The 26612-nt window shown below is 42.9% G+C and carries 29 protein-coding genes; 23 read left to right on the plus strand and 6 right to left on the minus strand.

Annotation, left to right across the window (positions count from 1 at the left end):
• Positions 1-253: 253 nt before the first annotated feature.
• Entirely contained in the window at positions 254-1765 is a 1512-nt protein-coding gene (locus DUK53_RS12130) for an immunoglobulin-like domain-containing protein (RefSeq protein WP_052165069.1), read from the plus strand.
• A 134-nt stretch (positions 1766-1899) separates the two neighbouring features.
• Here the strand turns inward: DUK53_RS12130 and DUK53_RS12135 are convergent, their stop codons facing one another.
• Positions 1900-2289 carry a hypothetical protein gene (locus DUK53_RS12135; RefSeq protein ID WP_036094336.1) on the minus strand — a complete coding sequence of 130 codons (390 nt, stop codon included), beginning with the start codon at positions 2287-2289 and terminating at the stop codon, positions 1900-1902.
• 27 nt (positions 2290-2316) lie between these two features.
• Entirely contained in the window at positions 2317-3450 is a 1134-nt protein-coding gene (locus DUK53_RS12140; protein WP_052165070.1) for a Tle-like phospholipase domain-containing protein, read from the minus strand.
• Between the two features lie 44 nt (positions 3451-3494).
• On the opposite strand from DUK53_RS12140, the gene DUK53_RS12145 reads away from it, so the two are divergent.
• The 4 genes from DUK53_RS12145 to DUK53_RS12160 all read left to right on the plus strand — a co-directional run bounded on the left by DUK53_RS12145 (position 3495) and on the right by DUK53_RS12160 (position 5552).
• Entirely contained in the window at positions 3495-3887 is a 393-nt protein-coding gene (locus DUK53_RS12145; protein ID WP_036094335.1) for a DUF1433 domain-containing protein, read from the plus strand.
• The gene (locus DUK53_RS12150; protein WP_052165072.1) at positions 3884-4294 is read left to right on the plus strand and encodes a DUF1433 domain-containing protein; all 411 of its coding nucleotides are present in this window, start codon (positions 3884-3886) and stop codon (positions 4292-4294) included. Before DUK53_RS12145 ends, DUK53_RS12150 begins: the two co-directional genes overlap by 4 nt.
• Before the next feature lie 141 nt (positions 4295-4435).
• Positions 4436-5251 (plus strand): Cof-type HAD-IIB family hydrolase, encoded by an 816-nt coding sequence (locus tag DUK53_RS12155; protein WP_036094334.1) that lies wholly within the window; start codon positions 4436-4438, stop codon positions 5249-5251.
• A 49-nt stretch (positions 5252-5300) separates the two neighbouring features.
• Positions 5301-5552 (plus strand): hypothetical protein, encoded by a 252-nt coding sequence (locus tag DUK53_RS12160; protein WP_036094332.1) that lies wholly within the window; start codon positions 5301-5303, stop codon positions 5550-5552.
• Positions 5553-5615: 63 nt separating this feature from the next.
• On the opposite strand, the gene DUK53_RS12165 is transcribed toward DUK53_RS12160, so the two are convergent.
• Entirely contained in the window at positions 5616-6509 is an 894-nt protein-coding gene (locus DUK53_RS12165) for a tyrosine-protein phosphatase (protein ID WP_036094330.1), read from the minus strand.
• Positions 6510-6814: 305 nt separating this feature from the next.
• Between DUK53_RS12165 and DUK53_RS12170 the strand changes: the two genes are divergently transcribed.
• The 4 genes from DUK53_RS12170 to DUK53_RS12185 all read left to right on the plus strand — a co-directional run bounded on the left by DUK53_RS12170 (position 6815) and on the right by DUK53_RS12185 (position 9318).
• Positions 6815-7186 carry a hypothetical protein gene (locus tag DUK53_RS12170; protein WP_052165073.1) on the plus strand — a complete coding sequence of 124 codons (372 nt, stop codon included), beginning with the start codon at positions 6815-6817 and terminating at the stop codon, positions 7184-7186.
• A gap of 10 nt (positions 7187-7196) precedes the next feature.
• Positions 7197-7871: a type II TA system antitoxin MqsA family protein gene (locus DUK53_RS12175; RefSeq protein ID WP_052165074.1), complete on the plus strand. Its 675-nt coding sequence runs from the start codon at positions 7197-7199 to the stop codon at positions 7869-7871.
• A complete protein-coding gene (locus tag DUK53_RS12180; RefSeq protein WP_036094329.1) occupies positions 7859-8302 on the plus strand; it encodes a hypothetical protein in 444 nt (147 codons plus the stop codon). The genes DUK53_RS12175 and DUK53_RS12180 overlap by 13 nt, the downstream gene beginning before the upstream one ends.
• 182 nt (positions 8303-8484) lie before the next feature.
• The gene (locus DUK53_RS12185; RefSeq protein WP_036094328.1) at positions 8485-9318 is read left to right on the plus strand and encodes a class I SAM-dependent methyltransferase; all 834 of its coding nucleotides are present in this window, start codon (positions 8485-8487) and stop codon (positions 9316-9318) included.
• Positions 9319-9323: 5 nt separating this feature from the next.
• Here the strand turns inward: DUK53_RS12185 and DUK53_RS12190 are convergent, their stop codons facing one another.
• Positions 9324-10082 carry a MurR/RpiR family transcriptional regulator gene (locus DUK53_RS12190; protein ID WP_036133378.1) on the minus strand — a complete coding sequence of 253 codons (759 nt, stop codon included), beginning with the start codon at positions 10080-10082 and terminating at the stop codon, positions 9324-9326.
• Positions 10083-10263: 181 nt separating this feature from the next.
• Here DUK53_RS12190 and DUK53_RS12195 point away from each other — a divergent pair, with 181 nt between their 5' ends.
• The 5 genes from DUK53_RS12195 to DUK53_RS12215 all read left to right on the plus strand — a co-directional run bounded on the left by DUK53_RS12195 (position 10264) and on the right by DUK53_RS12215 (position 17262).
• A complete protein-coding gene (locus DUK53_RS12195) occupies positions 10264-12267 on the plus strand; it encodes a fructose-specific PTS transporter subunit EIIC (protein WP_036094324.1) in 2004 nt (667 codons plus the stop codon).
• A 70-nt stretch (positions 12268-12337) separates the two neighbouring features.
• On the plus strand, positions 12338-14914 hold the full coding sequence (locus DUK53_RS12200; RefSeq protein ID WP_036094322.1) for a glycoside hydrolase family 38 N-terminal domain-containing protein: 2577 nt from the start codon (positions 12338-12340) through the stop codon (positions 14912-14914).
• 4 nt (positions 14915-14918) lie between these two features.
• On the plus strand, positions 14919-16577 hold the full coding sequence (locus tag DUK53_RS12205) for a sugar phosphorylase (protein WP_036094321.1): 1659 nt from the start codon (positions 14919-14921) through the stop codon (positions 16575-16577).
• 211 nt (positions 16578-16788) lie between these two features.
• Positions 16789-16977 carry a hypothetical protein gene (locus DUK53_RS12210; protein WP_036094319.1) on the plus strand — a complete coding sequence of 63 codons (189 nt, stop codon included), beginning with the start codon at positions 16789-16791 and terminating at the stop codon, positions 16975-16977.
• Between the two features lie 66 nt (positions 16978-17043).
• Positions 17044-17262, plus strand: a complete 219-nt coding sequence (locus DUK53_RS12215) for a hypothetical protein (RefSeq protein WP_036094318.1) — start codon at positions 17044-17046, stop codon at positions 17260-17262.
• A gap of 166 nt (positions 17263-17428) precedes the next feature.
• On the opposite strand, the gene DUK53_RS12220 is transcribed toward DUK53_RS12215, so the two are convergent.
• Complete coding sequence (locus DUK53_RS12220; RefSeq protein ID WP_036094306.1) at positions 17429-18301, minus strand: helix-turn-helix domain-containing protein; 873 nt, start codon at positions 18299-18301, stop codon at positions 17429-17431.
• 342 nt (positions 18302-18643) lie between these two features.
• Here DUK53_RS12220 and DUK53_RS12225 point away from each other — a divergent pair, with 342 nt between their 5' ends.
• The gene (locus DUK53_RS12225; RefSeq protein ID WP_373862721.1) at positions 18644-19108 is read left to right on the plus strand and encodes a zinc metalloprotease; all 465 of its coding nucleotides are present in this window, start codon (positions 18644-18646) and stop codon (positions 19106-19108) included.
• A 15-nt stretch (positions 19109-19123) separates the two neighbouring features.
• Complete coding sequence (locus tag DUK53_RS12230) at positions 19124-19777, plus strand: hypothetical protein (RefSeq protein ID WP_036094304.1); 654 nt, start codon at positions 19124-19126, stop codon at positions 19775-19777.
• 146 nt (positions 19778-19923) lie between these two features.
• On the opposite strand, the gene DUK53_RS12235 is transcribed toward DUK53_RS12230, so the two are convergent.
• Positions 19924-20796, minus strand: a complete 873-nt coding sequence (locus tag DUK53_RS12235) for a helix-turn-helix domain-containing protein (RefSeq protein ID WP_124892766.1) — start codon at positions 20794-20796, stop codon at positions 19924-19926.
• A gap of 462 nt (positions 20797-21258) precedes the next feature.
• Here DUK53_RS12235 and DUK53_RS17530 point away from each other — a divergent pair, with 462 nt between their 5' ends.
• From DUK53_RS17530 to dhaL, 7 genes are all read left to right on the plus strand, one after another.
• Positions 21259-21411, plus strand: coding sequence for a hypothetical protein (locus tag DUK53_RS17530; RefSeq protein WP_156110612.1), 153 nt, complete (start codon positions 21259-21261; stop codon positions 21409-21411).
• 21 nt (positions 21412-21432) lie between these two features.
• Positions 21433-21867, plus strand: a complete 435-nt coding sequence (locus tag DUK53_RS12240; protein ID WP_036133381.1) for a hypothetical protein — start codon at positions 21433-21435, stop codon at positions 21865-21867.
• Positions 21868-22073: 206 nt separating this feature from the next.
• A complete protein-coding gene (locus DUK53_RS12245; protein ID WP_036094299.1) occupies positions 22074-23186 on the plus strand; it encodes an MDR/zinc-dependent alcohol dehydrogenase-like family protein in 1113 nt (370 codons plus the stop codon).
• A gap of 18 nt (positions 23187-23204) precedes the next feature.
• Positions 23205-24452, plus strand: a complete 1248-nt coding sequence (locus DUK53_RS12250) for an MFS transporter (RefSeq protein ID WP_036133384.1) — start codon at positions 23205-23207, stop codon at positions 24450-24452.
• Positions 24453-24472: 20 nt separating this feature from the next.
• On the plus strand, positions 24473-24940 hold the full coding sequence (rpiB, locus tag DUK53_RS12255; RefSeq protein ID WP_036094296.1) for a ribose 5-phosphate isomerase B: 468 nt from the start codon (positions 24473-24475) through the stop codon (positions 24938-24940).
• Positions 24937-25935 (plus strand): dihydroxyacetone kinase subunit DhaK, encoded by a 999-nt coding sequence (locus DUK53_RS12260; RefSeq protein WP_036133388.1) that lies wholly within the window; start codon positions 24937-24939, stop codon positions 25933-25935. The genes rpiB and DUK53_RS12260 overlap by 4 nt, the downstream gene beginning before the upstream one ends.
• A 15-nt stretch (positions 25936-25950) precedes the next feature.
• Positions 25951-26592, plus strand: a complete 642-nt coding sequence (dhaL, locus tag DUK53_RS12265) for a dihydroxyacetone kinase subunit DhaL (RefSeq protein WP_036094292.1) — start codon at positions 25951-25953, stop codon at positions 26590-26592.
• Positions 26593-26612 lie beyond the last annotated feature (20 nt).

Raw genomic sequence — 26612 nt, forward strand, 5'->3', positions numbered from 1 at the left:
GTGGATTTGCCTTCTTTTGTTTGCACTTAGAGTTAAGATATATGCCTATTTGTAGTAGAGTTAGGAAAACAGGAGAACAAATCGGTATATTTTTGTTTTATAGATTATATGTGAAAATTGATTTTTTAGCGAAAGCAACACCAGTGAAATATAGCTCGATAGTTTTGTAATGAGGGCTTGGGGTGAATATTAATTTAGACGTAAGGCAGTAAATGTGGAATATTTTAGCAGGGAGATAAAAGAGGCGATTAGAATGAAAAAATCATTTATAGTTGCCATTATTTCAGCATTAGGACTCTTGTTCCTATGGATTTCTACTAATTCTATAAATGCCAAAGCGACAACCGTGCTAGACTTAAAGCTATTGATTGAACAGGCGGGGAGCGGAACTTTGCTTTTAAAGGACAAAAAGGACGTGACGTATGTGGTAAATGAACAAATTACGAATGTCCGATGCACGATTCAAGGCGCGCCGGGAGGTTCTTATGTAAAGGCGAACTTCAAAGGATACGGCGATCAACAAACACCGTTCTTGCTTCGATATCAAGCAGGCATTCACAACATCTCCATCAAAAATGTTACCTTTGATTTAGCGCTTATCGGCCGAGGAGCTGTTTATTTTGAGCAAAATAATAATATCACGATTGAGAACAGTGGTTTTACAGGATATTCGAAGCAATACGGCTGCAACAAAGTCGACAGCTCGATTTCATTTACAAATTGCAAAAACATCATAATCAAGAAAAAACGTTTTTTCAACAACGGCTATCAATACGGAAAAGCCACTAACGAGTTAAACCGTTCCATCACACTTCAAGGAAATAAGTTCTCGAAGGTGAATCAAGCTATTGTCATTCAAGGAAGCGCTATTTTTCAGCTGAATATTCATGATAATGTATTTAATCAAATAGTAGATAATAGTCTTTACTTGATTAAAATACCGGTGGCGAACGTCTACAACAATGATTTTAATAAAGGCCAGAAAACAAGTTCAGGAGATGAAGGAATTGTTCTTGACGGGGGCAATTTTAAGATTACGAACAACCGAGCTTACAATGTTTTGAACAAGTTTATCGCGATTAATGGCGAGACAAAAAGTGTAGAAATCAGTAATAATTACATCAAAAATAAAAAAACGAAAACGCGTCCAGCAGTCATTGCTTGGAGAAATAATACTGCCTATACGGTGCAACAGCTCAAATTCATGAATAATAAAATTGATACAGACACAGCGCCAGCGAACTATGATGTCATTCCGATTGGGAAGGTTCGTAATTTAACTATTAAAGGCAACCAGTTTACATTGCAAGGGCTTTCCAACTATCAGAATGTATTCAGCTTCATGGGACAAACTGCCATAGATAGCGTTGACATTAGCGGAAATACCATCCAATCACGAAAAGGCACGACCATCTCCAATAAATCATTCTTTCTACGTGAAAAAGCACCAATCATACCTCGCATAAATCATCTCGTATTTATAGATAATGCATTCCAAGGCAAATACCCAGCGATTCTGAACGTCTTAAAAGGAACGATTGTACCAAATGTGTATCAAAAGAAGACGGCTTATATAACAGGCGTTTATATTGGACCAGTCGTAAAAGCACGACTCCTAGTAAATGGTGTAGCAAAAAGTTGGGGCGGGCAGTTTAGTAAAGGGATTTTTAAATATTATGTAGGCGCAAAAACAAGCTACAAACCTACCGACAAAATCGAGTTAGTTGTCTATAATGCAAACACGAAGCAACTCGTAAGTTGGTGAAGGTGAAATGAGCGCATAGTTGAGATGTATCAAAAGAGGTTATCCGTGGGTTTGGATGGCTTTTTTTGTTGTGATTAGATGCAGGCAGTTTTGAAGATTTCAGGGCGTTGAATCGCATCGGATTACGTGGTTCATTACATAGGAATATTGACCTTGCAACTTTTTTTGAGTTCTTGAAAATCCGCTTCACGATCTGTACAAAGCTTTCGGATTTCATTTTGCAGTTGTGAGCTAATCGCGTCACCGGTTTTACTTTCGAAGGAGATGCCGAGTTGACTTTGAATGCGGGTAAGTTCGCGACCCCAATCATCAAACATCGTTTCCTTGCCGTGCAGGATTTGAGCGGAATCTTCGGCTAAATGGTTCGCGTCACGTAACATGTTACGTTTCAAAGCCGCGAGTTGAAGTTGCCGTTCGAATTCTGTTTTTTGAGATTTTAAAGCGCCAACCGTTGCATCCGCACCTGCTAGAATCGCCTTAGCAATCTCAACTTCTATTTGTCTAATTTCATGAAATAAATCCATTTTGTTCCCCCGTTTTTCTATCTTTTTTTACTTGAAAAAATTCACCGCGTTACCGGCCGCGATGCCAACAAGACTACCAATTGTACGATCTAAGTCATGACCGAGATTGATATCTGTTTGCTGCATCTGGTGTCCCGCATTGCCTATTTCATTTGCGAATTGTTGCAGGTAATACTGCCGTTCTAGCAATTTATTAAGTAAATCATGCAAAATTTCTTCATTATGGAAACGATAGACGCCTTCTGTTTTTTTGACAGCGAGGTCGTGCATCACATCGTCTACATCGTTTTCATTTAGCAAATCATATTCACCGCCATATGTAGCATCGTTGAACTTACGCACCATCTTCTTGACTGCGTCGCTTTCGGCTTGACGAAAATCTTCAATGAGGCGAACCATGCGATCGATGTCTGCGGCTACATCCTTCATTCTGTTCGCGAGCGCTTTAATTTCATCGGGAGAGATGGCAAGTTTTGTGGCACCATTACTGCCAAACTGTTTACGAAAGCCTTTTGTTAAGTGAGCGTTTAGTGGATCGCTGGCTGCTCCGTTTTTGGAATAATATTGTTGGTAAAAAACGAAGGCATCGGGTGGGAGTAATCCTACAACGTCGCCGTGGTGTCGGAAATCTTTGATGAGATGGAAGTATGCGCCGTCTTTTGCTTTTGCTTGTTCGTCAGGTGTTAGTTTATTGAATGAACGGGCCGCGGCGAATGTTACGGCGGGTTTGGTATGTTTGACAGCTTCGTATTGAGCGAGTGCGCCGCCGAGACTGTGACCTGTGAAGCTGTAGTCTTTGGTTGTGTGTTTGGATAGAGTGGTGTTTACGAAATTATTGTAGGTGATAAATTGGTCGTCTTTTTGGGCGGGTGAGGCAGTTGCTAATTTGATGTTTTGGTCCCAATCAGCGTCTTCCTCAGAGCCTCTTGACATGAAGACCATATGGCTAAACTCTTTGATAGAACCTGCTTTCCATGCTTTATATTCGCTAAGCGGTACAACCGCGGCCGCTTGTAAACCGTTTTTATTATCTACTGAATTTACTGTAATCCATTTTGTTTTACCGATATCTTTCAGTGTTAGTACGTTGTCTTTCCTTAGTACTTCACTGTCATACACAGCATCGGCTAAATAAAAATTAGTTTCTTCTGTTATTTTCATCTCCATTTTGCTCCCTTTATGTTATGATATGGTGGGGTGATTACATGAAAAAATGGTTAATTGTTTCTAGTATTTTACTGGTACTTATTTTCATTATAGCAGGAGGAGTATACATTATGAAAGAAAAAGAAAATCAAAAAGCGGAAGATGAATTAGAAAGGCTAGTTTCTGTAGAGAAGCCACGTATTGAAAAATATTTTAAGTATAATTTTACGGGAGTGAATAAGGTAACTGTGACTGGGGCGGAGATTCACCCAACTGGTATACCTCATATCAAGGGTTATGTGAATGATGATAAAGATCTATATTTTAATGCAGCAATACATAAAGATCATTTTGAAGGGGATTTGAGTATTCCGTATGGGCTGGAGGAGATGCAGAAGAGTGATTTGTCTGTTTCGGAGATTCAGGAACGTGAACAGGGGAGTAAGGAATGAGAATGAGTAGAATTATTTTTCTAGCGCTAGTAGCATTCTGGTTATTTATCATCGCAGGCAGTTTTCTCTTTGTGAAGGCAGAAATCGATGAGCGAAAATTAGCGAGAGAAGAAGCGATTGAAAAATTGATTGCGGAAGAAAGCCCACGGGTAGAAAAATACTTAAAATATAATTATGAGAACATTGATTCTGTCACAATTACGGGTGTAGATGTCAATCCAACGGGGATTCCGCATATTATGGGATATGTGAATGGTGATAAGAAATTATCTTTTGATGCCGGTGTATATGATGAACATTATGAAGGAGCACTAATTATAAGCGGTGAATCATTTCCTTATACAAAGAGTTTAAATCAGGATGTGCTGTCTGTTTCAGAAATTGAAGAGATAGAGAAGAATGAATAGTATGTAAAGTCACGATGATTTTGATGCTGTGACTTTTTCTGTCGCAACCCGTGACAACTCGCCAAAACTCCTTTATAATTCGAGTAGTAATGGCGTCCATTGATGAGGCGTTTCAAATGAGTGTGGAAGGGTGATTTTGTAATGGAAACGGTTGTAACGGATATGGACGGAACGCTGCTGGCTAAGGGTGGTGCGGTGATTCAGCCGCTGAATAAAGAGGTTTTGCTGGATTGGCAGAAGCAGGGGAAAAAATTGGTGCTGGCGACTGGGCGTTTGGATTTGGCGATTATGCCGTTTATTCATGAGCTTGGGATCACGATGCCGGTTATTTCTTGTAACGGTGCGCTTGTTCGGGATTTTGGGAAGAATGAAATTTTGATGAAAAGTGATATTTCGTATGATTTGCTGGGGCAGGTGATCGAGCTGGTGCGCGGGTTTGGCGTGGATTATCATGTGTACACGACGGAGCGGATTGTTGGGCCGACTGTGACGGGGAAAATTGCTGGGTTTGTCGAGGCGAATAAGACGCTTCCTGAAAATGAGCAGGTGCCATTGACGGTGACGGCGGATGTTGTTGGGGAAATTGAGCGTTCTGGCGAGTTTGCGCTGAAGGTTTTGGTGCTTTCGGATGATCCGGAGAAACGTGTGGCGGTGCGCGAAGCTTTGGCGGAATTGCCGCTTTCTGTGATGGCTTCTGGCACGACGCTGATTGATATTATGAATGTTGGTATCGATAAATCGCATGGCCTCGCGTATTTGGATGAGGCTGGCTGGCTCGATTTGGAGACGACGATTGCGTTTGGCGATAATGAGAATGATATCGGCATGATCGAACTTGCAAAAATGGGCGTGGCGATGGAGAACAGCATTCCAGAGACGTTGGCGATTGCGGATTATGTCGCGGGTCATCATGATATCGGCGGGCTCGGTCAGTTTTTACTTGATTTTGAGAAGTAACGTGTTATGCTGAAATTGGAAGAAATTTTATCTAGGGAGCTGATTCAACATGGAAGAGGAAGAACGCTTTGATCTAGGACACACGGTGAAGAAAATTTTCGTGATTGGTATCGCGGCCGGGCTGATTTTCATTGGCTTTATCGCGCTGATGACACTGATCGGGATCGTTATCGCGATTCCACTACTGAAAAAAGCTTACGGAATGATGACGTCGTATAGTGGCGAGTCGTGTGGGCACGGGAAACATAAGATGAAATGGTCAAGATGTAAGTCGAAATTTGACGGCGATACAATCGAATAGTAATTAAAAAATGTGATCAGGGACTCACGCTAGATTTGGCGAGGTCTGATCACATTTTTCGTTTTATTGTAGGTAGGTTTTCTTGAGTTTTTTGATATCTTTGTCGGTTAAGCCGAGTCCTTGTTTGAGGAATGCGTCGGTGCTGCCGTATTTGGCGTTGATTTCGTCGAACGCGGCGTTTAGATAGGCTGGGCGGACGTCGAGAATGGCTTTCATGCCGGATAGGATTTTTGGATTATCAGTTTGTTTTGCAAGGGCATCAATGGTTTTCTGATTCTCGGTCGCGCGGTATTTATTGGAAAGTAGGTAGTCGTTCATAATCGTTTTTTGGTCGACACCAAGTGCTGCGAGGACAAGCGCGGTCCCAAAACCGGTGCGATCTTTGCCGGCGGTGCAATGCCAAAGTACGGCGCCTTCTTTATTGTTCAGCAGTTCTTGGAAGAAAAGTTTGTAGCCGTCGATGGATTGCTGATCGGTGACGAAACTTTTATTGGCGCTGATTAGGAATTGTTCGGGATTGTCCATTTTGGCGAGACTGGCCATCATATCTTGGGCGCTAGTTGACGAACCGTTGTCTTTCATGATCGAATCGTGGATATAGTCGACGTTTTTGATGACTGGATCGGGCTTCGCTTTCACTTCGGAATTGGTACGGAAATCAATAATTTCAGCCAGACTATATGTAGAAGTCAGCTTTTTGATGTCGTTTTTGGAAAGATTGGCGAGTTCGGCGGCGCGAATCAGTTTGTGAGGCTTGACAGTTTTGCCATCGGTCGTTTTGTAACCACCAAGATCGCGAATATTCACGGCACCGTCTAGCTTAATTTGACCACCTGGCTTGACTTGCGTTTGGGTTTCTTTTGCGGCGAGCGAATTCACATCACTTGGACCACAACCTGCGAGTAATAATGAGCTTCCAACAACGATAACACCAGTAATAGTAACGATTTTATTCAAATTTTCCCCCTCCTCATACGCCTTATTATAGCGAGCGAAATGACGATTTGTTTGGAGGTTCTGTAAAGAGGATGTAAAAATGGAAATTCAAATTATAAAATATTATATAGGGTTAAGCAATAGGATTTGTCGATATATTGTCTAAAAACGTTTGAAATATAAATAACCTAAAAAAAAACCGTAAAAGACTTTTAATATTTCATATTATAGGGTAAAGTGTTATTATGCGATAACATCTATTGTCTTGATTATAAATTATACCTATTGTATAATTTATGTATGCATTTTATGGCAGGAGTGTTTACATGAACAGTACACCAGTGGCAGTTGAAAGAGTTATAGAGAAATTTAAAGACGCTGTGGCTAATAATCGTTGTAATATGGCGAGAAGGTCTAAAAATGATGATTTTTTGAGTCTGATTGGTTGGCTGCCTACCCAAGTATTTTCATATTTAGAAGAAACGCTTACGTGTAAACATTATGTTTCTGGGCCAGATATGAATATAGGTAGCAGTGGCCCTAAAAAAGGTGGAGTATGGGTGTTTGGAGTTGACATAGAGGGGTACGAGGTTTATGTTAAAATGCATGATCTTCCAGTTCCGGGTGGTCCCAGCTTTTGTTGCATATCTTTCCATGAATCAGAAGGGGGAAAGAAACTTAAATATCCACATAAATGAGGTGTAAGATATGAAGAAAATATTTTGTATTAATTGCTATGAGGAATCTAAACATGATGAAAAGTTTGTAGCTGAAATAGTAAACGTACGAGGATTAGATTTAGAGGTTGAGCATAGGTATTTGGAATGCACGATTTGTGGGGAGCTTATGGAAGATCCATCTAATTTAGACTACAATTATATAATAGATTTTAAAGAATATAGAAGAGTTAAAGGTTTATTACAGCCAGAAGAAATTAAAATGATTAGAGAAATGTACAATATGAGTCAAAGAGATTTTGCAGATGTTCTGGGGATGAGTCATGCAACTCTTTGTAGATATGAGGGTGGGGCACTTCAAACGGAGCATCATAATTCAACATTTATTTTAGCGACTACTCCAAATGCTCTTCATAAACTTGTGTACATGAAGTTTCAGGCTACTGGAAATGAGAAATATGAAAATATGTTGGAAAATATAGCACGTGTCGCTGGTGATATCCATAATCTCTCCAGCAACAAATCAGATCATTTGGAGTTGGAGAGGATGAGGGGGGAACTTCTGGGATACACTAATAAATTTTCTAAGACTCAAAGTATTGGAACTCATGTAACTAAGTTGCTAAGTGGTAAACATATAAAAATTCATGAAGATCGCAGAAAAGTAATGTCAAACTTCAAAGGAGAGTCAGGATGGAAAGTTTAGAATTAGACTTGACGATAGAGCAAATTCGATTAACTAAAGTAGAAACGAATATTTCTGTGGATAAAGGCTCTCTATCAAGAAAGAATGAAATAGAGTTTAGTTTAGGTAAGGGTGAAAATAATATATTATTGGTTACCGATAAAGAGAGTATCTACGATGCGGATACGGATAATACACTACTCTATTTAGAAGTAGAAGCAACGTATCTAATTGACGGCGAATTTTCAGGCATTGAAGAATTGTCTGGTGACAGTGAGGTAAGGACTCACCTAACTGAACCTGTTTTAGAACAAGCAAGCTTGATAGTAGGTTTCCTCACAGAAAAAATATTTTTGTCTCCTATGATAGTACCTCCAGTTGAACTTGCTGTTATGGAGGCAAGGATAGAGAAATATCTTGAAGAGCAAGGCATTGAAAATAATCGTAATTGAAGAATCTGAAACTTCACTGAAATTTAGCATAAAACTTTAAAATGGATAGGCAGGAATTTTTGTATGTACCATTTATGAAGATGGAAGATACAGGGTTTCTGCTTATTTGTAATTTGAAAGACTTTGCTTCAGCTACTAGTAAAGTAACAAAAATTGACTCTTTATCAATGGGCGGGTGAAAAATGAGAGAATGTGTGGCTTCTATTGTGGCGTGTATGCTTCGGGATGCGGCGTCGGATGAGATTCAAAATGTACAAACAGGGCATCGCATCAAGCTTGCGGAGTTCTGGGGAATAAAAGAGGGCGATAAGGTGCTGGAGGTCGGTTGTGGACAAGGCGACACGACGGCGGTATTGGCGTATCATGTCGGTGAAACTGGCTCTGTGTGTGCGGTGGACATTGCGTCACCAGATTACGGCGCACCATTCACGCTCGCGCAATCGACGTATCATTTGTTGCAGTCGGAGCTTGGATCGCGCATCGAATTTAAGCTCGAAACGGATATTTTGCGTGGTGATTTGGCGTTTGAAGACGAAGCGTTTGACGTCGCGGTGATCTCGCATGCGTCCTGGTATTTCAGATCCAAAGCTGAGCTTCTAGAAATGCTTCAAGTGTTGAAAAAGTGGGCGAAACGGATTTGTTTTGCGGAATGGAATCCACATCTCACGGATCCGCGGCAGGAATCGCATTTGTTGGCGGTGCTGGTGCAGGCGCAATACGAGGCGTTTAAGTCAGAAACGGAATCGAATGTGCGGACGTTTATCACGCCGGGTGATATCGCAGAAATGGCGCTGAGTCAAGGTTGGCAGGTGACGAGTGAGGGCGATATTTGGACGCGGGAAATGCAAGATGCGGGCTGGGAGGCGTCGTTTGTCGTCAATCATATCGCGGAGGAAATCGCGAAACAAGAGGCGTTACCAGCGAAGTTTAAAGAGTTGCTGTTGACGCAGGCGAATTTGATTCGGGTGGACACCGTTTTGCCGATGAGTTCGTATTGTTGTGTGATCGAGGGGTAAAAACATTATTTATCACGCTCTAACATCTTTTTCAAGTATACTTCGAGTAAAATATCCGCCTGAATCATAAGCCCAGAACGCGATGTAATATCATATCCTGCGTAAGAAACGGTCGGGATATCGCTGCTCAGATTCGTATCCATAAGTTGCGAGAGTGCGCTATCCCCGTGGTTTGTAATCGCGAACATGAAGCAACCGCTATATTCCAGTTTCTGTGCGGCCTGAACGAGCGTTTTCGTGTCGCCGCTCATCGATACGAATAAAATCACGTCGTTCGGCTTAATAAAGCTCGGCAAAAGGTCAATAATATGGGATTCATAGGCGTACATCGTCGGTTTCTGAACTTGAATCAACCGCTTCCCGATATATTCCCCAATCATTTTAGTCAAACCAACAGAAACGACAATAACGGTGCTCGCGTTCAGAATTTTCGTGGCGATATAATCCATTTTTCGCAGGTCGATGGCGTGAATGGTCTGGGTCAGCTGGGCCAAATAATCTTCTTTGAGACTCCCGTTTTCGCGAGTCTTTTTTTGATTGCTAAAACTGGCTAAAATAAATTTGAATTCCGAAAAGCCTTGCAGACCAAGCTTGTGGCACATCCGGATAATCGTGGTGTTGGACGTGTTTAGTATCTCGGCCAGGTTGGTTAGCGTGATGTTTTTCACCTGTTCGATATGGTTATCCGCATAATAAAAAACATATTTCTCCGAGTCGCTCAAATTCGTGATATCCTCGACAAAACGTTCTGCTACTTTTCCCATTCAAAAAACCTCCAATCGCTTCAATTCCTACTTTATCACGATTTGAAAGAGATTAATAGTGTGCGCCGTACAATTATACGGATTCTGTATGAAAAGGCTTTCGGCTTTATGCTATACTTCGATTATACTTTCGAAAGGTAATCTGTAAGCGAATTCATGAACTTAGAAAAGAGGATTGACAATGAATTTAAAAGAGATGACGACGCAAAATTTGGTTTTCTATGACATCGAAGCTACGTCAAAGGAAGAAGTAATCTCATTTTTAGTGGATCATTTAGACAAGGAAGGCTATATATCAGATAAAGCGGCGTTTCAAAAAGCGGTTTTGGAGCGTGAGGCGCATTCGGCAACTGGAATGGAGCGCGGTTTAGCAATTCCACACGGCAAATCGAGTGTCGTGAACAAAGCCGTTTTCACTGTGGCAAAACTGAAAACACCATTAGCGGCGAACGTTTGGGAGTCTGTGGACCCGACGAATCAGGTTTCGTTAGTGTTTTTGTTAGCGATTCCAGACGAGGAAGCAGGCACGACGCATTTGAAATTGTTGGCGGAGCTGAGTGGTCGCTTGATGAATGCATCGTATTTGGACGGATTGCTTGCGGCGCCTAGTAAAGAGGCACTTTTTGCAGCGCTTGGTGAGGAAGCAGTGACGGAAAACGTGGCTGGCGATTCGGCTTATGCTGGGAAATCGGTGTTGGCGATAACGGCTTGCGCGACGGGCATTGCCCACACTTACATGGCGGCGGAAGCGTTGGAGCAGGCCGGGAAAGAGCTAGGAATCGATGTTCGTGTCGAAAAACAAGGCGCGAACGGGATGGAAGACACGCACGACGCAGCAGCAATTGCAAAAGCAGACGCAATTTTGTTCGCCGTGGATACGAAAGTGAAGGAAAAAGAGCGCTTTGTCGGCAAAAATTATGTCGAAGTCAAAGTCGCTGATCCGCTTCGTCACGCGAAGGAAATCCTGATTCGGACGCTATCAGAACCGGATGGCACGGTGACGGCGAGCTCAGAATCGGAAGGCGTTGTCGCGAGCAAAACGCAAAAAACAGGCTGGAAAAAAGTCGGCGCAGATGTGACGGCAGCTATCATGACTGGGATTTCGTACATGATTCCGCTTATCGTTGCGGCAGGCTTGATGCTAGGTATCGCGAAGCTGACGTGGGTTTATGCGCTTGGCCTTGATATCGGCATGATTGGCGACCCAACGTACAACAGTGTTGGCGGTTTGCAAGAATTCCTCCATTATCTTGACGGCTTTGGCAACATGCTCTTCAAGTTCATTTATCCGGTGTTCGGGATGTTCGTGGCGTATGCGATTGCTGACCGCGTTGGCTTGATCGCTGGTTTTGCGGGCGGTTTGTTCGCAGGTGGCTTGCATTATACGTTTTGGGGCATCGAAGGAGGTATTCCGAGCGGTTTCCTAGGCGCGCTAATCCTAGGTCTAACAGCAGGTTACGTGGCAAAATTCCTAAATCAACGCGTCAAATTATCGAAAAATCTGGCGGCGATGAAGCCGATGTTAATCGTGCCGGGAATCAGTGTTTTGGTTATTTTTATCTTGAATTTATACGTTATTGATCCGGTTTTCGGACATCTTAATAAGTGGATTGCGGACACGATTGCGAGTATGAGTACGTCTGGAACGCTTAGTCTTTCGGCGATGATTGCTGCTGCGACGGCGTTTGACCTCGGTGGTCCGGTGAATAAAGCGGCGGGTGCGATTGCGATTGGGCTCTCCGCAGATGGTATTTTCCCGTTGACACCGCGTGTGTTGGCGATCGTTATTCCACCGCTAGGCATTGGTTTGGCGACGATTATTGACCGCTTCGTTGTTGGACGTCGCGTCTTTTCACAAGACTTGCGTTTGCTCGGAAACACGTCATTCTTGCTCGGTTTTCTAGCGATTTCAGAAGGCGCGATTCCGTTCATGCTGCGCAATCCGCTGATCACGATTCCATTAAATCTAATCGGCGCAATCGCAGGCGCATGTACAGGTGTGGCACTCGGCGCGGTACAATGGCTACCACTTCCAGCTATCTGGGGTTGGCCACTCGTTGAGAATTTGCCGGCGTATCTTGTCGGCATGCTAGTCGGTGTCGCGATTATCGCGTTTGGTAATATTTTTATTCGATACGCGATTATTAAACGAAAAGAACGCAATGGCGAAAAAATTGATTATTAAATAGACACGTTGGGACTCAGCAATTTGGGGTCCCAATCCGTTTTTATATGGAGATTGTGAGGGTTTAAAAATGACAAACGAAGAAAAAATAGTTCACGTGGTGCCGCATGCGCATTGGGATCGTGAGTGGTATTTTACAATAGAGGATTCGAACGTGATGCTAATCGAAAATTTGCGTCATTTGATGGATGTTTTGGAACGGGATGAGGATTATAAATCGTTCGTATTTGATGCACAAATGTCGGTCATTGAGGATTTCCTCGCGATTTTGCCGGAGAAAAAGGCGAAATTGGAGGAGCTTATTACGCAAAAACGGCTTTTTGTAGGGCCTTGGTATACGCAGACAGATACGTTACTTGTGCATAAGGAGTCGATGATTCGGAACCTGCTGTATGGATCGCGTGCGGCTGCAGAGATGGGACATAGTATGAAAATTGGTTATTTGCCGGATATATTTGGACAAAATGCGTATTTGCCGTCTATCTTTCAGTCTTTTGGGATGGAATACGCGATTTTGCAGCGTGGTCTGTACACAGATGATGTGGCGACGGATTTGAATTTTCGCTGGGTCGCTCCGGATGGCGTGATTTCGAAGGCGAATTATATGTATTTTGGATACGGACCAGGGAAATTTTTGGCGTCGGATGCGGCATATGTGGCGGGAACGTTGACGCCGATTTTGGATACGTTGCGGAAAATGAATAAGTCGACATCGCATATGTTGCTTCCGGCGGGCGGCGATCAGGTGTTGGTGCGGGAACATTTTCCGGAGACGGTGGAGGCACTTAACGCCGAGCAATCGGATTATCGCTTCGTGTTGTCGGATTATGAGATGTTTATGGAAGCCACGTGGGAGAATGGGGAATTCGAGACGGTGATCGAGGGAGAACTGCTCGCATCGCAGAAGTCGCGGATTCACAATACGATTCGGTCGCAGCGTGTGGATATTAAGCTTGCGAATAGCCGGATTGAGGATAAAATTTATCACCAGTTGGAGCCGCTTGCGGTGATGGCGAATAAGTATGGCGCGCCGTACCCGAAACGCTGGCTGGATAAGGTTTTCAAATTATTATTTGACGTCCACGCGCATGATTCTATCGGTGGCTGTAATTCGGACGAGACGAACCGCGCGATTGGGCATCGTTTGGAGCAGGCCGAGCGTATTTGTGATAGCCTTATCAACGTTTTGAAAAAGCAAATCGCACGCGGAATTGGGACGGAATATGAGCAGGGCGCCGTTCTTGTTTTTCACTTGCTGCCAAAAGCGATGACGAAACAAGTCGAGACGGTCATTTTTACGAAAGAAAAAGCGGTGTGTTTGGCTGATGCGTCGGGCGTTGTTGTGCCGCAAACGATTCTGTCTCAAGACTACATTTCTGGTGGAAAAAAAGTGGTGGTGACGGCGGATGGGGAACGGGAAGTCGAAATTCCGGGATACTATCGCACGGTTGTAAGCGCCGAAATCGCGATGGAACCGCTTAGTTATCAGGTTTTGCAAATCATTGAAGGCGCGGTGAATCTCGTAACGCCAACAGCTGATGCCAAAATTACGAACGAATTTTATACAGTCGAGGTTGTTGCTGGAAAGCTGGAATTAACGACGCAATCGGGCGAACAATTCTCCAATTTCATGCTATTTGAAGACGTAGCGGATGACGGCGATTCGTATGATTTTTCTCCGCTTGCAGGGGATGTTGCGGAACTGGCGGGAACGGCGGAATGCATCGCGGTGAAGCAGTCGGAACTCGTTTCAGAAATGACGATTCGCCATACATTAACGCGCGGCGAAGGGACGGAAATCGAGACCACCCTCACGCTCAAAAAGGGCGAAGATACGCTGGGCATCAAGCATCGCCTCACGAATAAAACGAAAAACCATCGTATCCGCGTCAAGTTCGCAGCGCCGAAAAGCGAGGCAAGTTACGCCGACCAAGCGTTCACTGCCATCAAGCGCGCCAACCTGAATCCACATTTTGCGAATTGGCGCGAAAACCGTTTTGCCGAAGCGCCAGTCCCGATTTATCCGCTTGAAAATTTTGCCGTAAGTCTCAGTGATAAAGGCGCGATTGGCGTCGTGACACAAGGCCTGAAAGAATATGAGGCGACCACGGATTATCTTGCCCTCACGCTTTTCCGGAGTGTTGGACTGCTCGGTAAAGACAATATCGCGTGGCGTCCCGGCCGTGCCTCTGGTATCAATAATAAAGTCGTGGAAACGCCGGACGCGCAAATGCTTGGCGATCTAGAGTTCAGCTACCATTATCGTGCCACCGCAAGCTTCACGGCCACCGATTGGTTCCGCGCCACCGAACGCGTTCGCACGCACCAACTCAGCTACCACCTTCAAACGCTGAATAGTTTTGAAGAACGAGTGGAACGTTTCGAACTGCCACAGCCAGCATCAATGCGCGATTTACCAACATCCGCGAGCTTACTCACAATCAGCGAAAACGCCTTTTTCAGCGCATTAAAACAAGCAGAAGACGGCGACGGCATCATATTACGCGCTTTCAACCCAACGGACGAGCCAATCAGCATCGAGGCAAGCCGCACAAGCATCGCCGTAAATATGGCCGAATTACCAACAAATGGCCCAGCAGAAATCGCACCACAAAGCCATCTAACACTAAAAATGAAGGAGCTCTAAACCGATGAAGCGATCCGATTTAAATAAGCAACTAAACGACCACCTAGCTACACTTTTCGACGAGCCAAAACGTAGTGATATCAGCAATCGTCTGACAAAACTCATCGACGCGCAAGAACAACAACAAGTTCCGCAAGCCGCCGCGATCAATGAGAAAAATATGTACCTGATCACATACGGCGACAGCATTCAGTCACCAGGCCAAAAACCGCTACAAGCCTTGCGCGCGATGCTTGACGAAACCGTTGCCGATATCATCACGGACGTCCATTTACTACCAATGTTCCCCTACACATCCGACGACGGTTTTTCCGTGACCGATTATTTGCAAATCAACCCAGAACTCGGCGACTGGCCTGACATCGACGACCTCGCCGGGAATTACCGACTGATGTACGATTTCGTCGCGAACCACATGTCCGAATCCAGCGACTGGTTCCAACAATTTCTACAAGGAAAACCCGGATTTGAGCAAGCCTTCGTGGAAAAAGAAGCCGGATTTGACGCTACAAACGTTGTCCGCCCAAGAACGAGTCCACTCTTTCACACATACGGCGCGACCGAAAAGCAAGTCTGGTCTACATTCAGTAAAGACCAAGTCGACGTCAATATCCAGGACCCCGCGATGTTCATCCGCCTGACCGAAACGCTGCTCACCTACATCACGCGCGGCGCCACATCGATTCGACTAGACGCCATCGGTTTTCTCTGGAAAGAATCCGGCACGACTTGCATTCACTTGTCACAAACCCATACCGTCATTCAAATTTGGCGTTTGCTGACAGACTATTTCGCACCGAACACACAAATCATTACAGAAACCAACGTACCGCACAAAGAAAATATCAGTTATTTTGGCGACGGCACCAACGAAGCCCATCAAGTCTACCAATTCCCGTTGCCACCACTCACATTACACGCTTTCACAACGCACGACGCGACCCACCTAACAAACTGGGCAAAAACAATCACGCCGATGAGCCAAACCGCGACCTATTTCAACTTCCTAGCTTCCCATGATGGCATCGGCATGCGTCCAACAGAAGGCATTCTAACCGATACCGACCGCGAAAAACTAGCCGAAAAAGTCCTGCAAAATGGCGGTCAAATTTCCTATAAAAACAATCCAGACGGCAGCAAATCCATCTACGAACTCAACATCAATTACAGCGACGCGCTCCGAAACACCGGCGAATCCGACGAACTAGCGATTCAAAAAATGCTCGCCGCCCATCACATCCTATTCTCTGTCATGGGTGTACCAGCCATTTACTACCATTCCCTATTCGGCTCAAGAAACGACAAAGAAGCCGCCGAAACATCAGGAATCCCAAGACGAATCAACCGCGAAAAACTCGATTTGGCGACCTTACAAAGCGAACTCGAAACGAACCCATACCGCCGAGCCATTTTTACAGGATTAAAGAAACTGGCAGAAGTTCGCCAAGGAGAAACCGCGTTCAATCCGTACCAACCACAAGAAGTTATTTCGAGCGATAGCCATATTTTCGCGCTGAAAAGAGGCGATGTTTATTGCTACACGAATGTTAGCGATCAGGCGATTACGATTGAAACCGCGGGAACGAAAAACCTACTCACAGGCGAACAAATCAGCGATGGCAAATGTGACTTGCCGCCGTACGGTTATGTTTGGGTGAAATAGTATCAAAAAACTAAGCTTATTCATGTACGTCGAAATTCGGCAGCATGAGTAAGCTTTTTTTCATTGCTATGAGGTAATACAGAAGGAAAGATGAGGTCAACAAATAAAAGTTGGGTGAATAAACAAAGAATAATGCTGATATTAAGCTATCTATCGATGTATTATGTGGTAATATAAAGAAATAACAACTACGAATGAGGAGGTCATAGCCATGAAAAAAATTATAAATGAGGCTTTCGTTATTTTCGGTATGATGTTTTTAGTTCTACTAGTAGCGTCTTATTTCACGGAGGTTGGTGAGCTTGTACATAACGGAAGAACGTATTTGCTTGTTCTTTTTGTAGCCATCATTGTTGGAAGATATCTTAGATTGATAGTAAAAGCTAAAAAAAGTAGCTGAATATTCTTTAGTTCACGCTATAGACCCAGATACCAATAAATAGTGGCTAATGGAGGTGGGGGAGCATTGTATAAAAAGTGGAATGATTTTTATGAGGAGCATCCTTATTGGAGTGTTTGGATAATAGTTGGTGTAAGTAGTGGTGTAACTATTTTGATAGAATATATAGTAAATCGTGATTTTATAGTAAGTGGTGAATTTTTAGAATCAGGATTTTATGGAATGCTATTTTTGACTATGGGATTGTTATTGCTTGCTAGGAGAAGAACGAAAAGTAAAAAGTAGTTAATTTTAAGAAAAGGCACACTGAAAAGTGTGGCTCTTTCTTGGGAGTGTAAATAATGAATCCTAGGTTCATTATTTATGCAGTTTACTTTATACTCCGCGGTAATATTAAATAGAGCTTATTCGTGTGTGTCGAAATCGGCACCACGAATAGGCTCTATTTTGTCTATACTTCTAACCCAATCTCATATTTCTTTAAAAAATCTGAAAAATGCTTGTGTACTGTATTAAATTCTAAATATTCAAGAACAAGCATGTTTTTTCTTATTGTTTCATAAGTGTTCTCATCTTCTCCAAGCTTAATACAAGCGATAGCATGATTTAATTCAGAACAAATTTTTTCGTAGACAAGACGATAATTTTTTGCAGTTTTAATAGCATTTTTAGCGAAATTTTTTGCTGAGATGAAATCCCTATGCTCTAAGCAAAGTGTAGATAGATTTAAATAAAGATGTTGTTCAATATGTTGGTATTCAAGGAAGCAACGAAATGTATGCAATCGTTTGAAGGCTTTTCGTGAGAAGAAAATAGCTTCCTCAACTGTTAAAGAAAAGATAATACTTGAGAATAGCTTTAATTCGTAGATATACCAGTTATCCATGCTCATCAGATATTTTTTTATAGGTTCTACATGTTGAATCATAGTTTTATTAATTTTATTGCTTAGCCCGTATTCAATTACAGCTTTACATATTAAACTATAGTGATAATAGCTTATATTAGCATTTTCTTCATAGAGCTTATCTGCGTCTAAAGATAATTGTTGCAACTGACTGTAGTCATTGAGACTCGCCTTTTCATTAATATCAACTCTAAATTGTTGCTTATCGTGGGGCTGTAAATCATTTTGAACAAATAAAAATTCTTCAAAGGTAACATTTAATCGATCTAAAAGCATAAAGACACGATCATAGGATGGAAAGTAGTTGCTGTTCTCAACTTGCGATAAATGATTTCTAGCTAGTATACCTTCTGATAGCTGTGTTTGTGTCAGGTTTTTATCTGTTCGTATTTGCCTTATAGTCTCTCCAAAATTCATGATTGCCCTCCAATAGAATGTATTTGATAGAAATAGATAACACAATAACAATTTATATCAATAAACTAGTAACATAGATAGTGTAACGATGGTTATTTATACTATACAAAATATTTCCAATAATATCAAATTAAAATTTACTTTTTCTGAATTAGGAGGTGGATACTATGAAATCAATATAAATGCAAAGGAGGTGTTCATGAGATTTCATACTGAAAGTTTCTAGAATGCAATTATGCACCTAGCGTAAGGCATATTTTATTGGTAAAATATAAATATAACTAAAGGAGTTTAATTATGAAAATAAAAATGGGGAAAATATTAATCGCTACTTCAACTGTAATGGTACTTGGAATTAGTAGTTTATTAATTCCAACCAAGGCTGAAGCTGCCACCAAATTATTAACTTGGGATTTGGTTGACTCAGGAAAACATTTAGATTGGGGCGGTAGTACTAAATATCAATCTAATTTCAACAAGGGCGTATCAGTTTGGAATGCCTATAAAAAAGGAGTAATTAGAAAGGATGTTTGGAATACCATTGAGGATGTTACATTATCCGATTACTCTAAAAAAGATACTACAGCTGCGATGACTTCCCCCTCAGGCACTATTAAATACAATAAATATAACATGGATACTCTAACTACTAATGAAAAAAATAATGTATCGATTCATGAGTTAGGGCATGCGTTGAGATTAGCTCATAATGGGACATCGGATGTTATGTATTATCTTGTATCTACTAAAGTAACATTGAGCATCAATGATAAAGCTTCATATGATGCAGCATATAAAAAATATTAAAGGGGAATTAATACGATGAAGAATCATATATTGAAGTCAGGCAAAATAATTACGCTTTTTCTAATCAGTAGCTCTGTTCTAGGAGCATGTACAAACGACACAGTAAAGCCAAGTGAAACTGATAAAATTCCAACATCATATATGCATGGCTCTTTTGTAATAGATGTTGATAATCCAGAGGCAACTGTTGGTTTTAGTGATTATACTTTTATTGGCTATGTTAATAAAAAGACTGGTACGAGATATGAAGATGCACAAACGATGGAACAAGAGAATGGATCTACTAAAGAAGCATCTACTCCTTACACTCAATATAGTGTAACAGTAATTGAAAATATAAAAGGAGAGTTAGAGCAAGATAAAGAGATTTCTTTAGAAAAAGCAGGCGGAATCAATGAAGAAAACACAGAATATTTTTTATATGAAGAGGATTCACTTCCTAGTCAAGGAAAATATTATATATTTACTGCAAATGCGCAAGACGATGGGAGTTTATTAGTTTCTGGGCCTAATTCCAATGTGTTAATCGATGACATCAATACAAAAAATAAAGCTGCTGCGGAGGAAGAAGTTGTAGTGACCGAGACTGCAAAAGAATACACGGAAGCTTATGAAAACGAAATTCCTTACAAAAGAGATAGATCGAAGTCAGATTATGAGGCAGAATGATAGGCTTATGCATATTATTTATAAACTTTTAATGATGAATTGATATCGTATGACATACAGAATAGGAAGCCAGCGTAATGTGATGAACGCCTGGCTTCTTTCGCGTAGCGTATAAATGTTGAAAATAAAAGATTAACTAAGAGTGTTTAAATGTCCACCTCAATCTCATATTTCTTCAAAAAACTAGAAAAATGTTCATGCAAGTTATCAAACTCTAGATATTCAATAATAAGCATATTTTTCCGAATAACTTCGTATGCGTTTCCATCTTCACCAAGATTAATGATAGCAATGGCGTGATTTAATTCAGAGCATACTTTTTCATAAACTAAGGTATATTTCGTGGACTTCTCAATAGCGATTTCAGCAAAATTTTTAGCAGCTTGAAAATCTCTATGCTCCAAGCAAAGAGTTGATAGATTGGTGTAAATATGCTGTTCAATGTGTCTGAATTCTAAAAAATATTGAAAGTTACCTAATCTTTTTAATGATGTACGTGCGAATAGTAAAGCTTCTTCAACAGTTAGAGCGTAGATAATATTGTTAAATAGTTTCAATTCGTATAGGTACCAGTTATCCATCCCAAATAAATACTCTTTTATAGGTGTCACAAATTCAATCATTTCATCATTTACGGTATGACTGATATTATATGAAATCAGAGCTTTGCAAATTAGCATATAGTGATAGTAGGTAATGTTATCTGTTTTATCATATAAATCATTTGCCGTAACCGCTAAGTTTTTGAGCTTTTCTGTATCATTCAAATTCGCAGCTTCACTAATTTCCGAACGTATTTGTTGATTGAAAAGCATTTTCTGGTCATTTTGAACAAATAAAAATTCTTCAAAAATAACGTTTAGTCTGTTTAGAAGTAAGAAAAACTTATCATAAGATGGATAATAATTATTTGTTTCGATTTGGGAAAGATGTGAGCGAGTGAGAATTCCTTCTGATAGCTCTTTTTGCGTAAAATTTTTATCTTTTCTAATTTTCCTAATGGTTTCTCCAAAGTTCAAGATAGCGCCTCCAAACTTTTTATTAATTTGATGGAAATAAGGAACAGAAGCAACAAAACTATACAGATTAGCTATAACATGATGGTAGTACTGATGAATATACAGAGGAGTGACATCTATGTTAGAAACGTTAATCTGGATAATTACAGAATAGAAATGCAGTAACTTGATTGTTCATGGATTAATTTTAATTTTTGAACAGCTTTTAAATGAAGTAATCACTGAGTGAAAAATAAGACTTAAATCCATTATATAACATACCACTTACTTCGGCTAGCACTTAAGTAAATAAAAATGATATATTTGGGTCTTATTTGGTAGATAAAGATACAATCACTAATTTTTGAGATGAATGTGATAGGGTTCGGTGAAAAGGGTTCAGTTAGTTTTCTATGTTATGTAGTGAACTTGCTTTGAATCCTTTTGTTATAAATGATTCTAAAAAAAATGAGGGATGAGCATATGCGGGGAAGTTTATGGGGAGCGTTGCGGGAGTTAGGCGTAACAGCTATCGTGCTATGTCGGGAAGTTATGTCTTGGTTGGGATTATTCGTTCGATACCATATGAGATGTCCGCATCATGGTGGGAAATCTTACGGGAATAAAAAGGGGTAAATTTATGAAGGGGTGGAAGGCATGTCTAATTTGATGCATTTGTTTACTGGGCCGGTGATTGCTCATGAGATAAAAATAGAGAATAAGACAAGGCACACGCTTTTTGATACATATTTGGTGAATGGGAATCAGCGGCAGCGTGGCAATGATTTTGGAATTGGGGAGAAGCGGAGTATTTATTTGCCTGCCTCGAATTCGACGGTGTGTGAGCTGAATTTCACGATTCGTGGGGAGGAGTATCGCTTTCCTTTGCGTGAAAAAATTGATACGCGGAATCAGGCGCCTATCGTTGTGAATATCGTGACGGATGGGACGGCGAGCCTGGATGTGGAGACGTATCGGGAACAGCAGCAGGGGCCCAATGGTCAGCTGGTTTGGAAGGATTCTAAGATTATCTGGGGAACGGCGACGTTTTTCTTCGTTTTCTTTATTATTTGGCTGATGAACGTGCTCTAAAAATAGAAATGCAGAAAGCTGAAACTAGGATATCGACCTAAAAATCGATGCCTGTTTCGGCTTTTTTTGTCGTTATTTTTAGTGGAACGAGCAATAATCGATAACAAACGAAAGTAAATGAAAATAAATGATTGACAAAGTGAGGAAATAAAAATATAATGGGGAGGTAATCAAGAAAGCGCTTTAATAAAAAAGGAGATGTTCTTATGTGTCAAGAGAAAACAGGTCATGTTGTGTTAGGCAAAGATATCCCTCAAAAAATGAAAGCAATTGTTGCGTATGCCCCTGGTGATTATCGTTTGGAGGAGGTCGCTGTTCCTGAGATTGGGCCTCATGAAATTTTAGTGAAGGTGGAATCGTGCGGGATTTGTGCGGGAGATTTGAAGGCTTTTGATGGGGCTCCTAGTTTTTGGGGTGACGAGAAGCAACCTGCATACATAAAGGCGCCGATGATTCCGGGTCATGAGTTTATCGGGCACGTCGTTGGTTATGGGGACCAAGTGACGGAGTTTGAGCTTGGGAATCGTGTTATTTCGGAGCAGATTGTGCCGTGTTGGGATTGTCGTTTTTGTAAGCGTGGTCAGTATTGGATGTGTGAAAAACATGATTTATACGGTTTCCAGAAGAATGTAAACGGTGGCATGGCGGAATATATGAAATTTACGAAAGAAGCGATAAATTATTTGGTTCCGGAGGATTTGCCGATTGAAAAAGCGATTTTGATTGAGCCTTATGCGTGTTCGTTCCATGCGGTGCAGCGTGCGAATATTAAATTGGGCGATGTCGTGGTGCTTGCTGGTGCGGGAACGCTTGGGCTGGGCATGATTGGCGCGATTAAGAAGTCTGGTCCGCAGAAATTGATTGTGCTGGATTTGTTCGAGGATCGCTTGGAGTTGGCGAAGAAATTTGGCGCGGATATGGTGCTGAATCCGGCGAAGGACGATGTTATCACAATTATTAAGGATTTGACGGATGGTTATGGTTGCGATATTTATATTGAGGCAACTGGGGCGCAGAAGTCGGTGGAGCAAGGGTTGACGCTGATTCGGAAGCTGGGAACTTTTGTTGAATTTTCGGTATTTAAGGAGCCGGTGACGGTGGATTGGAGCATTATTAGTGATCGGAAGGAGCTGGACGTGCTGGGCTCGCATTTGGGACCGTATTGTTATCCGCTAGTGATCGAAGGCATTCAAAATGGGGATTTGCCAACAGAAGGTGTCGTAACGCATACATTGCCGCTCGAGGATTTTAAGGCTGGTTTTGATTTGGTGAGAAGTGGTGCGGAGTCGCTGAAGGTCGTATTGAATCCAAACTTATAATCGAAAGGGGAACGTGACATGAAAAGTTTAACGAACAGAATCGGTTTACCGCCAAAATTAATGATGGGATATGCGGGACTTGTCGTCTTCATGATGGGTGAAGGTTTAGAGCAGGGCTGGTTGTCGCCGTTCTTGATCAGCGGCGGACTTTCGATTCAACAGTCGGCGTTATTGTTTAGTGTGTATGGGATTGCGGCGGCGCTTGCGGCTTGGCTATCTGGTGTTTTATCGGAAATGTTTGGGGCGCAGCGGGTGATGACGGTCGGTGTGATTCTCTTTATTATCGGTTCGATTTTCTTCATATCGGTCGGGCTGCCGAGTCATAATTTGTACGTGATGTTGCCGACGTATGCTTTGCGCGGATTCGGTTATCCACTTTTTGCTTATTCGTTCCTTGTTTGGGTAGCGTATGAAGCGCCTACGGAAAAACTAGGTTCGGCGGTCGGCATTTTCTGGTTTTGCTATAGTGGTGGGCTGAATGTGTTGGGAGCGCTGTACTCAAGCATTGCGCTGCCGTATTTGGGCGAAATGACAACCTTATGGAGCGCGCTAGTTTTCGTCGTGATTGGTGCGATGATTGCGATTTTCTTGAACCGTGAAAAAGTAGCGAAAAAGGCTACGGGCGAACGACCATCGCTTGGTTATTTATTGAAAGGAATCACGATCGCTTTTGAAAAACCGAAAATCGGGATGGGCGGTATTGTTCGGACGATTAATACATCGGCGGCGTACGGTTTCACGGTGTTTATGCCGCTGTTCTTTATGGAGATTGGTTTTACGCGTGGGGAATGGTTGCAAATCTATGCGTGCCTTTGGTCGGTGAATATTATTTTTAACTTATTGTTTGGTGTGATTAGTGATCGGCTTGGCTGGCGGAATACGGTGATGTGGTTCGGCGGAATGGGTTGCGCGACGTTTACGGTGCTGTTTTATTACGTACCGCTTTGGTCTGGCGCGAATTTCTTGCTGACGATGCTGATCGCGGGTTGCTTCGGCGCTTGCTTGGCGGCTTACGTGCCACTTTCAGCGATTATGCCAACGCTTGCCCCGGAAAATAAGGGTGCGGCGATGTCGATTTTGAATTTAGGCGCAGGGCTGAGCACGTTTTTAGGGCCTGCTGTCGTGGGAATTTTTATTGGAAGTCTTGGTACGGTTGGGGTCATCTGGGTGTTCGCGGGACTTTACGTTTTTAGCGCCTTTTTGATGAAATTCGTGACCTTACCGAAAAATCAGGATTTGGTGGTGCCGGCTGGTTCGGTGGATTAAATGCATTGGAGTGTTGGAAAATGAGAATTGGAATTGGTGCGGATCATAATGCGTTTGGAATGAAGGAGGCGTTGCGGGGCTACATCGAGGATTCGGGGAACGAGGTCGTTGATTTCGGCTGTTTCTCGGAGGATGAGGTGGATTATCCGGATATCGCGTTTCAGGTGGGGACGGCGATTCAGCGTGGTGAGGTCGAGCGTGGGATCTTGGTTTGCGGGACTGGAATCGGGATGTCGATTGCGGCGAATAAGGTGCCGGGCATTCGTTCGGCGCAGTGCCACGATGTGTATTCGGCGGAGCGTGCCCAGCTGAGCAATGACGCACAAATTATAACGCTCGGCGCAAAAGTGATCGGGCTGGAATTGGCGAAAAAAATTGTGGACGCGTATCTGGATGTGGCGTTTGCTGGCGGCCAATCGAAACGGAAAATTGATCAAATTTCGAATCAGGAGAGAGCTTATTTGGAGACGGGGAGTGTGGAAGGATGAAGAAATTAATCAATGACGCGGATCATGTAGTGGAGGAAATGATTGATGGCTACGTGAAGGCGTTTCCGCAATATGTGACGCGTTTGGAAAACCCGCGGGCGCTGGTGCGCTCTAAGCTTGACGCGGATAAGGTTGGTGTTTTGATCGGTGGCGGTTCTGGACATGAGCCGGCTTTTATGGGTTACATTGGTGCTGGGATGGCGGATGGTGTTGCGGTCGGGAACATTTTCGCATCGCCGCCGCCGGGTCCGATTGTGGCCGTGACGGAAGCGATTGATCAAGGCAAAGGCGTGGTCTACGTTTACGGGAACTATGCCGGGGATATTATGAACTTCGGGATGGCCGCGGAAATGGCTGATTTGGAGCACGATATTGAGGTGACGTCTGTGGTTGTGACGGATGATGTTGCTTCGGCGCCTAAAACGGAGACGGAAAAACGGCGAGGTATTGCCGGTGAATTTTTCGTGACAAAAGTGGCGAGTGTGGCGGCTGCGAAGGGCCATGATTTGGTGGGTGTGACGCGGCTTGCGAATCGTGCGAATGACGTGACGCGGACGATGGGCGTGGGCTTGTCACCGTGTTCGTTGCCGCAAACTGGGAAGCCGAGTTTTACGCTTGCGGAGGATGAAATGGAAATCGGATTGGGTCATCACGGCGAACCTGGCATTGAAAAAGGTAAGCTTGAGACGGCGGACAACGTGGTAGATCGTCTTGTTGGGGCGATTTTGGAGGATATGCCAATTGAGACGGGAGAAGAGGTTGCTGTGCTCATCAATGGTTTGGGCTCGACGACACGGATGGAATTGCTGATTATGTTCCGGCGTGTGGAGCAACTTTTGAGTGAGCGTGGTATTAAGATTTACCGGTCATTTATTGGGGATTACAGCACGTCGCTTGAGATGGGCGGCAGTTCGGTGACGCTGATAAAACTAGACGCGGAGCTAAAGGAATGCATCGATTACCCGGCGGATTGCCCGATGTATGTTCAGAAATAAGGAGGCGTGACAAGTATGTATAATGCGGCGAATTTTCGCGATTTTTTAAATAACGTAACGGAAACGATGGAACGGGAAAAAGATTATTTATGCGAACTCGATCGAAAATTGGGCGACGGGGATCATGGCGTGACGATGTCAATTGGTTGGCAGGCGATCAAGAAGGAGCTGGCGCAACAGGAGGAACTAGATTGTTCGAAGTTGGCGGTGCTGGCGGGTAAAACGTTCTTAGAAGCAGTTGGTTCCTCGGTTGGCCCGCTTTATGCGACGGGATTTCTGCGCGGGGCGAAGGTGATTAAGGGCAAAGAAACGCTTAGCGACGCGGATTTGACGGCTTTTTGGCTGGCATTTATGGGTGGCGTGAAAGAACGCGGACAGGCCGAAGTTGGCGATAAAACGATGATTGACACGTTGGAACCAGCGCGAATCGCATTAGAACACGCATTTTTGGAAACAGGCAATTTTGAAGAAGCGTTTCGTGTGGCGGTTGTGGCGGCAGAAGCTGGCATGATTTCGACTATCGATTTACTATCCAAACGTGGCCGCTCCAGCAGACTCGGCGACCGATCTCTCGGCAATCAAGATCCAGGCGCAACATCGGCCTATCTGATTTTGATGGATTTTCTCGTGAGCTTACCAGAACGCGTATTAGATTGAAAATCAAAGCGAGGAGTGAC

The organism is Listeria sp. SHR_NRA_18, from assembly GCF_003856515.1.
In the GTDB taxonomy this organism is placed as follows: domain Bacteria; phylum Bacillota; class Bacilli; order Lactobacillales; family Listeriaceae; genus Listeria_A; species Listeria_A newyorkensis.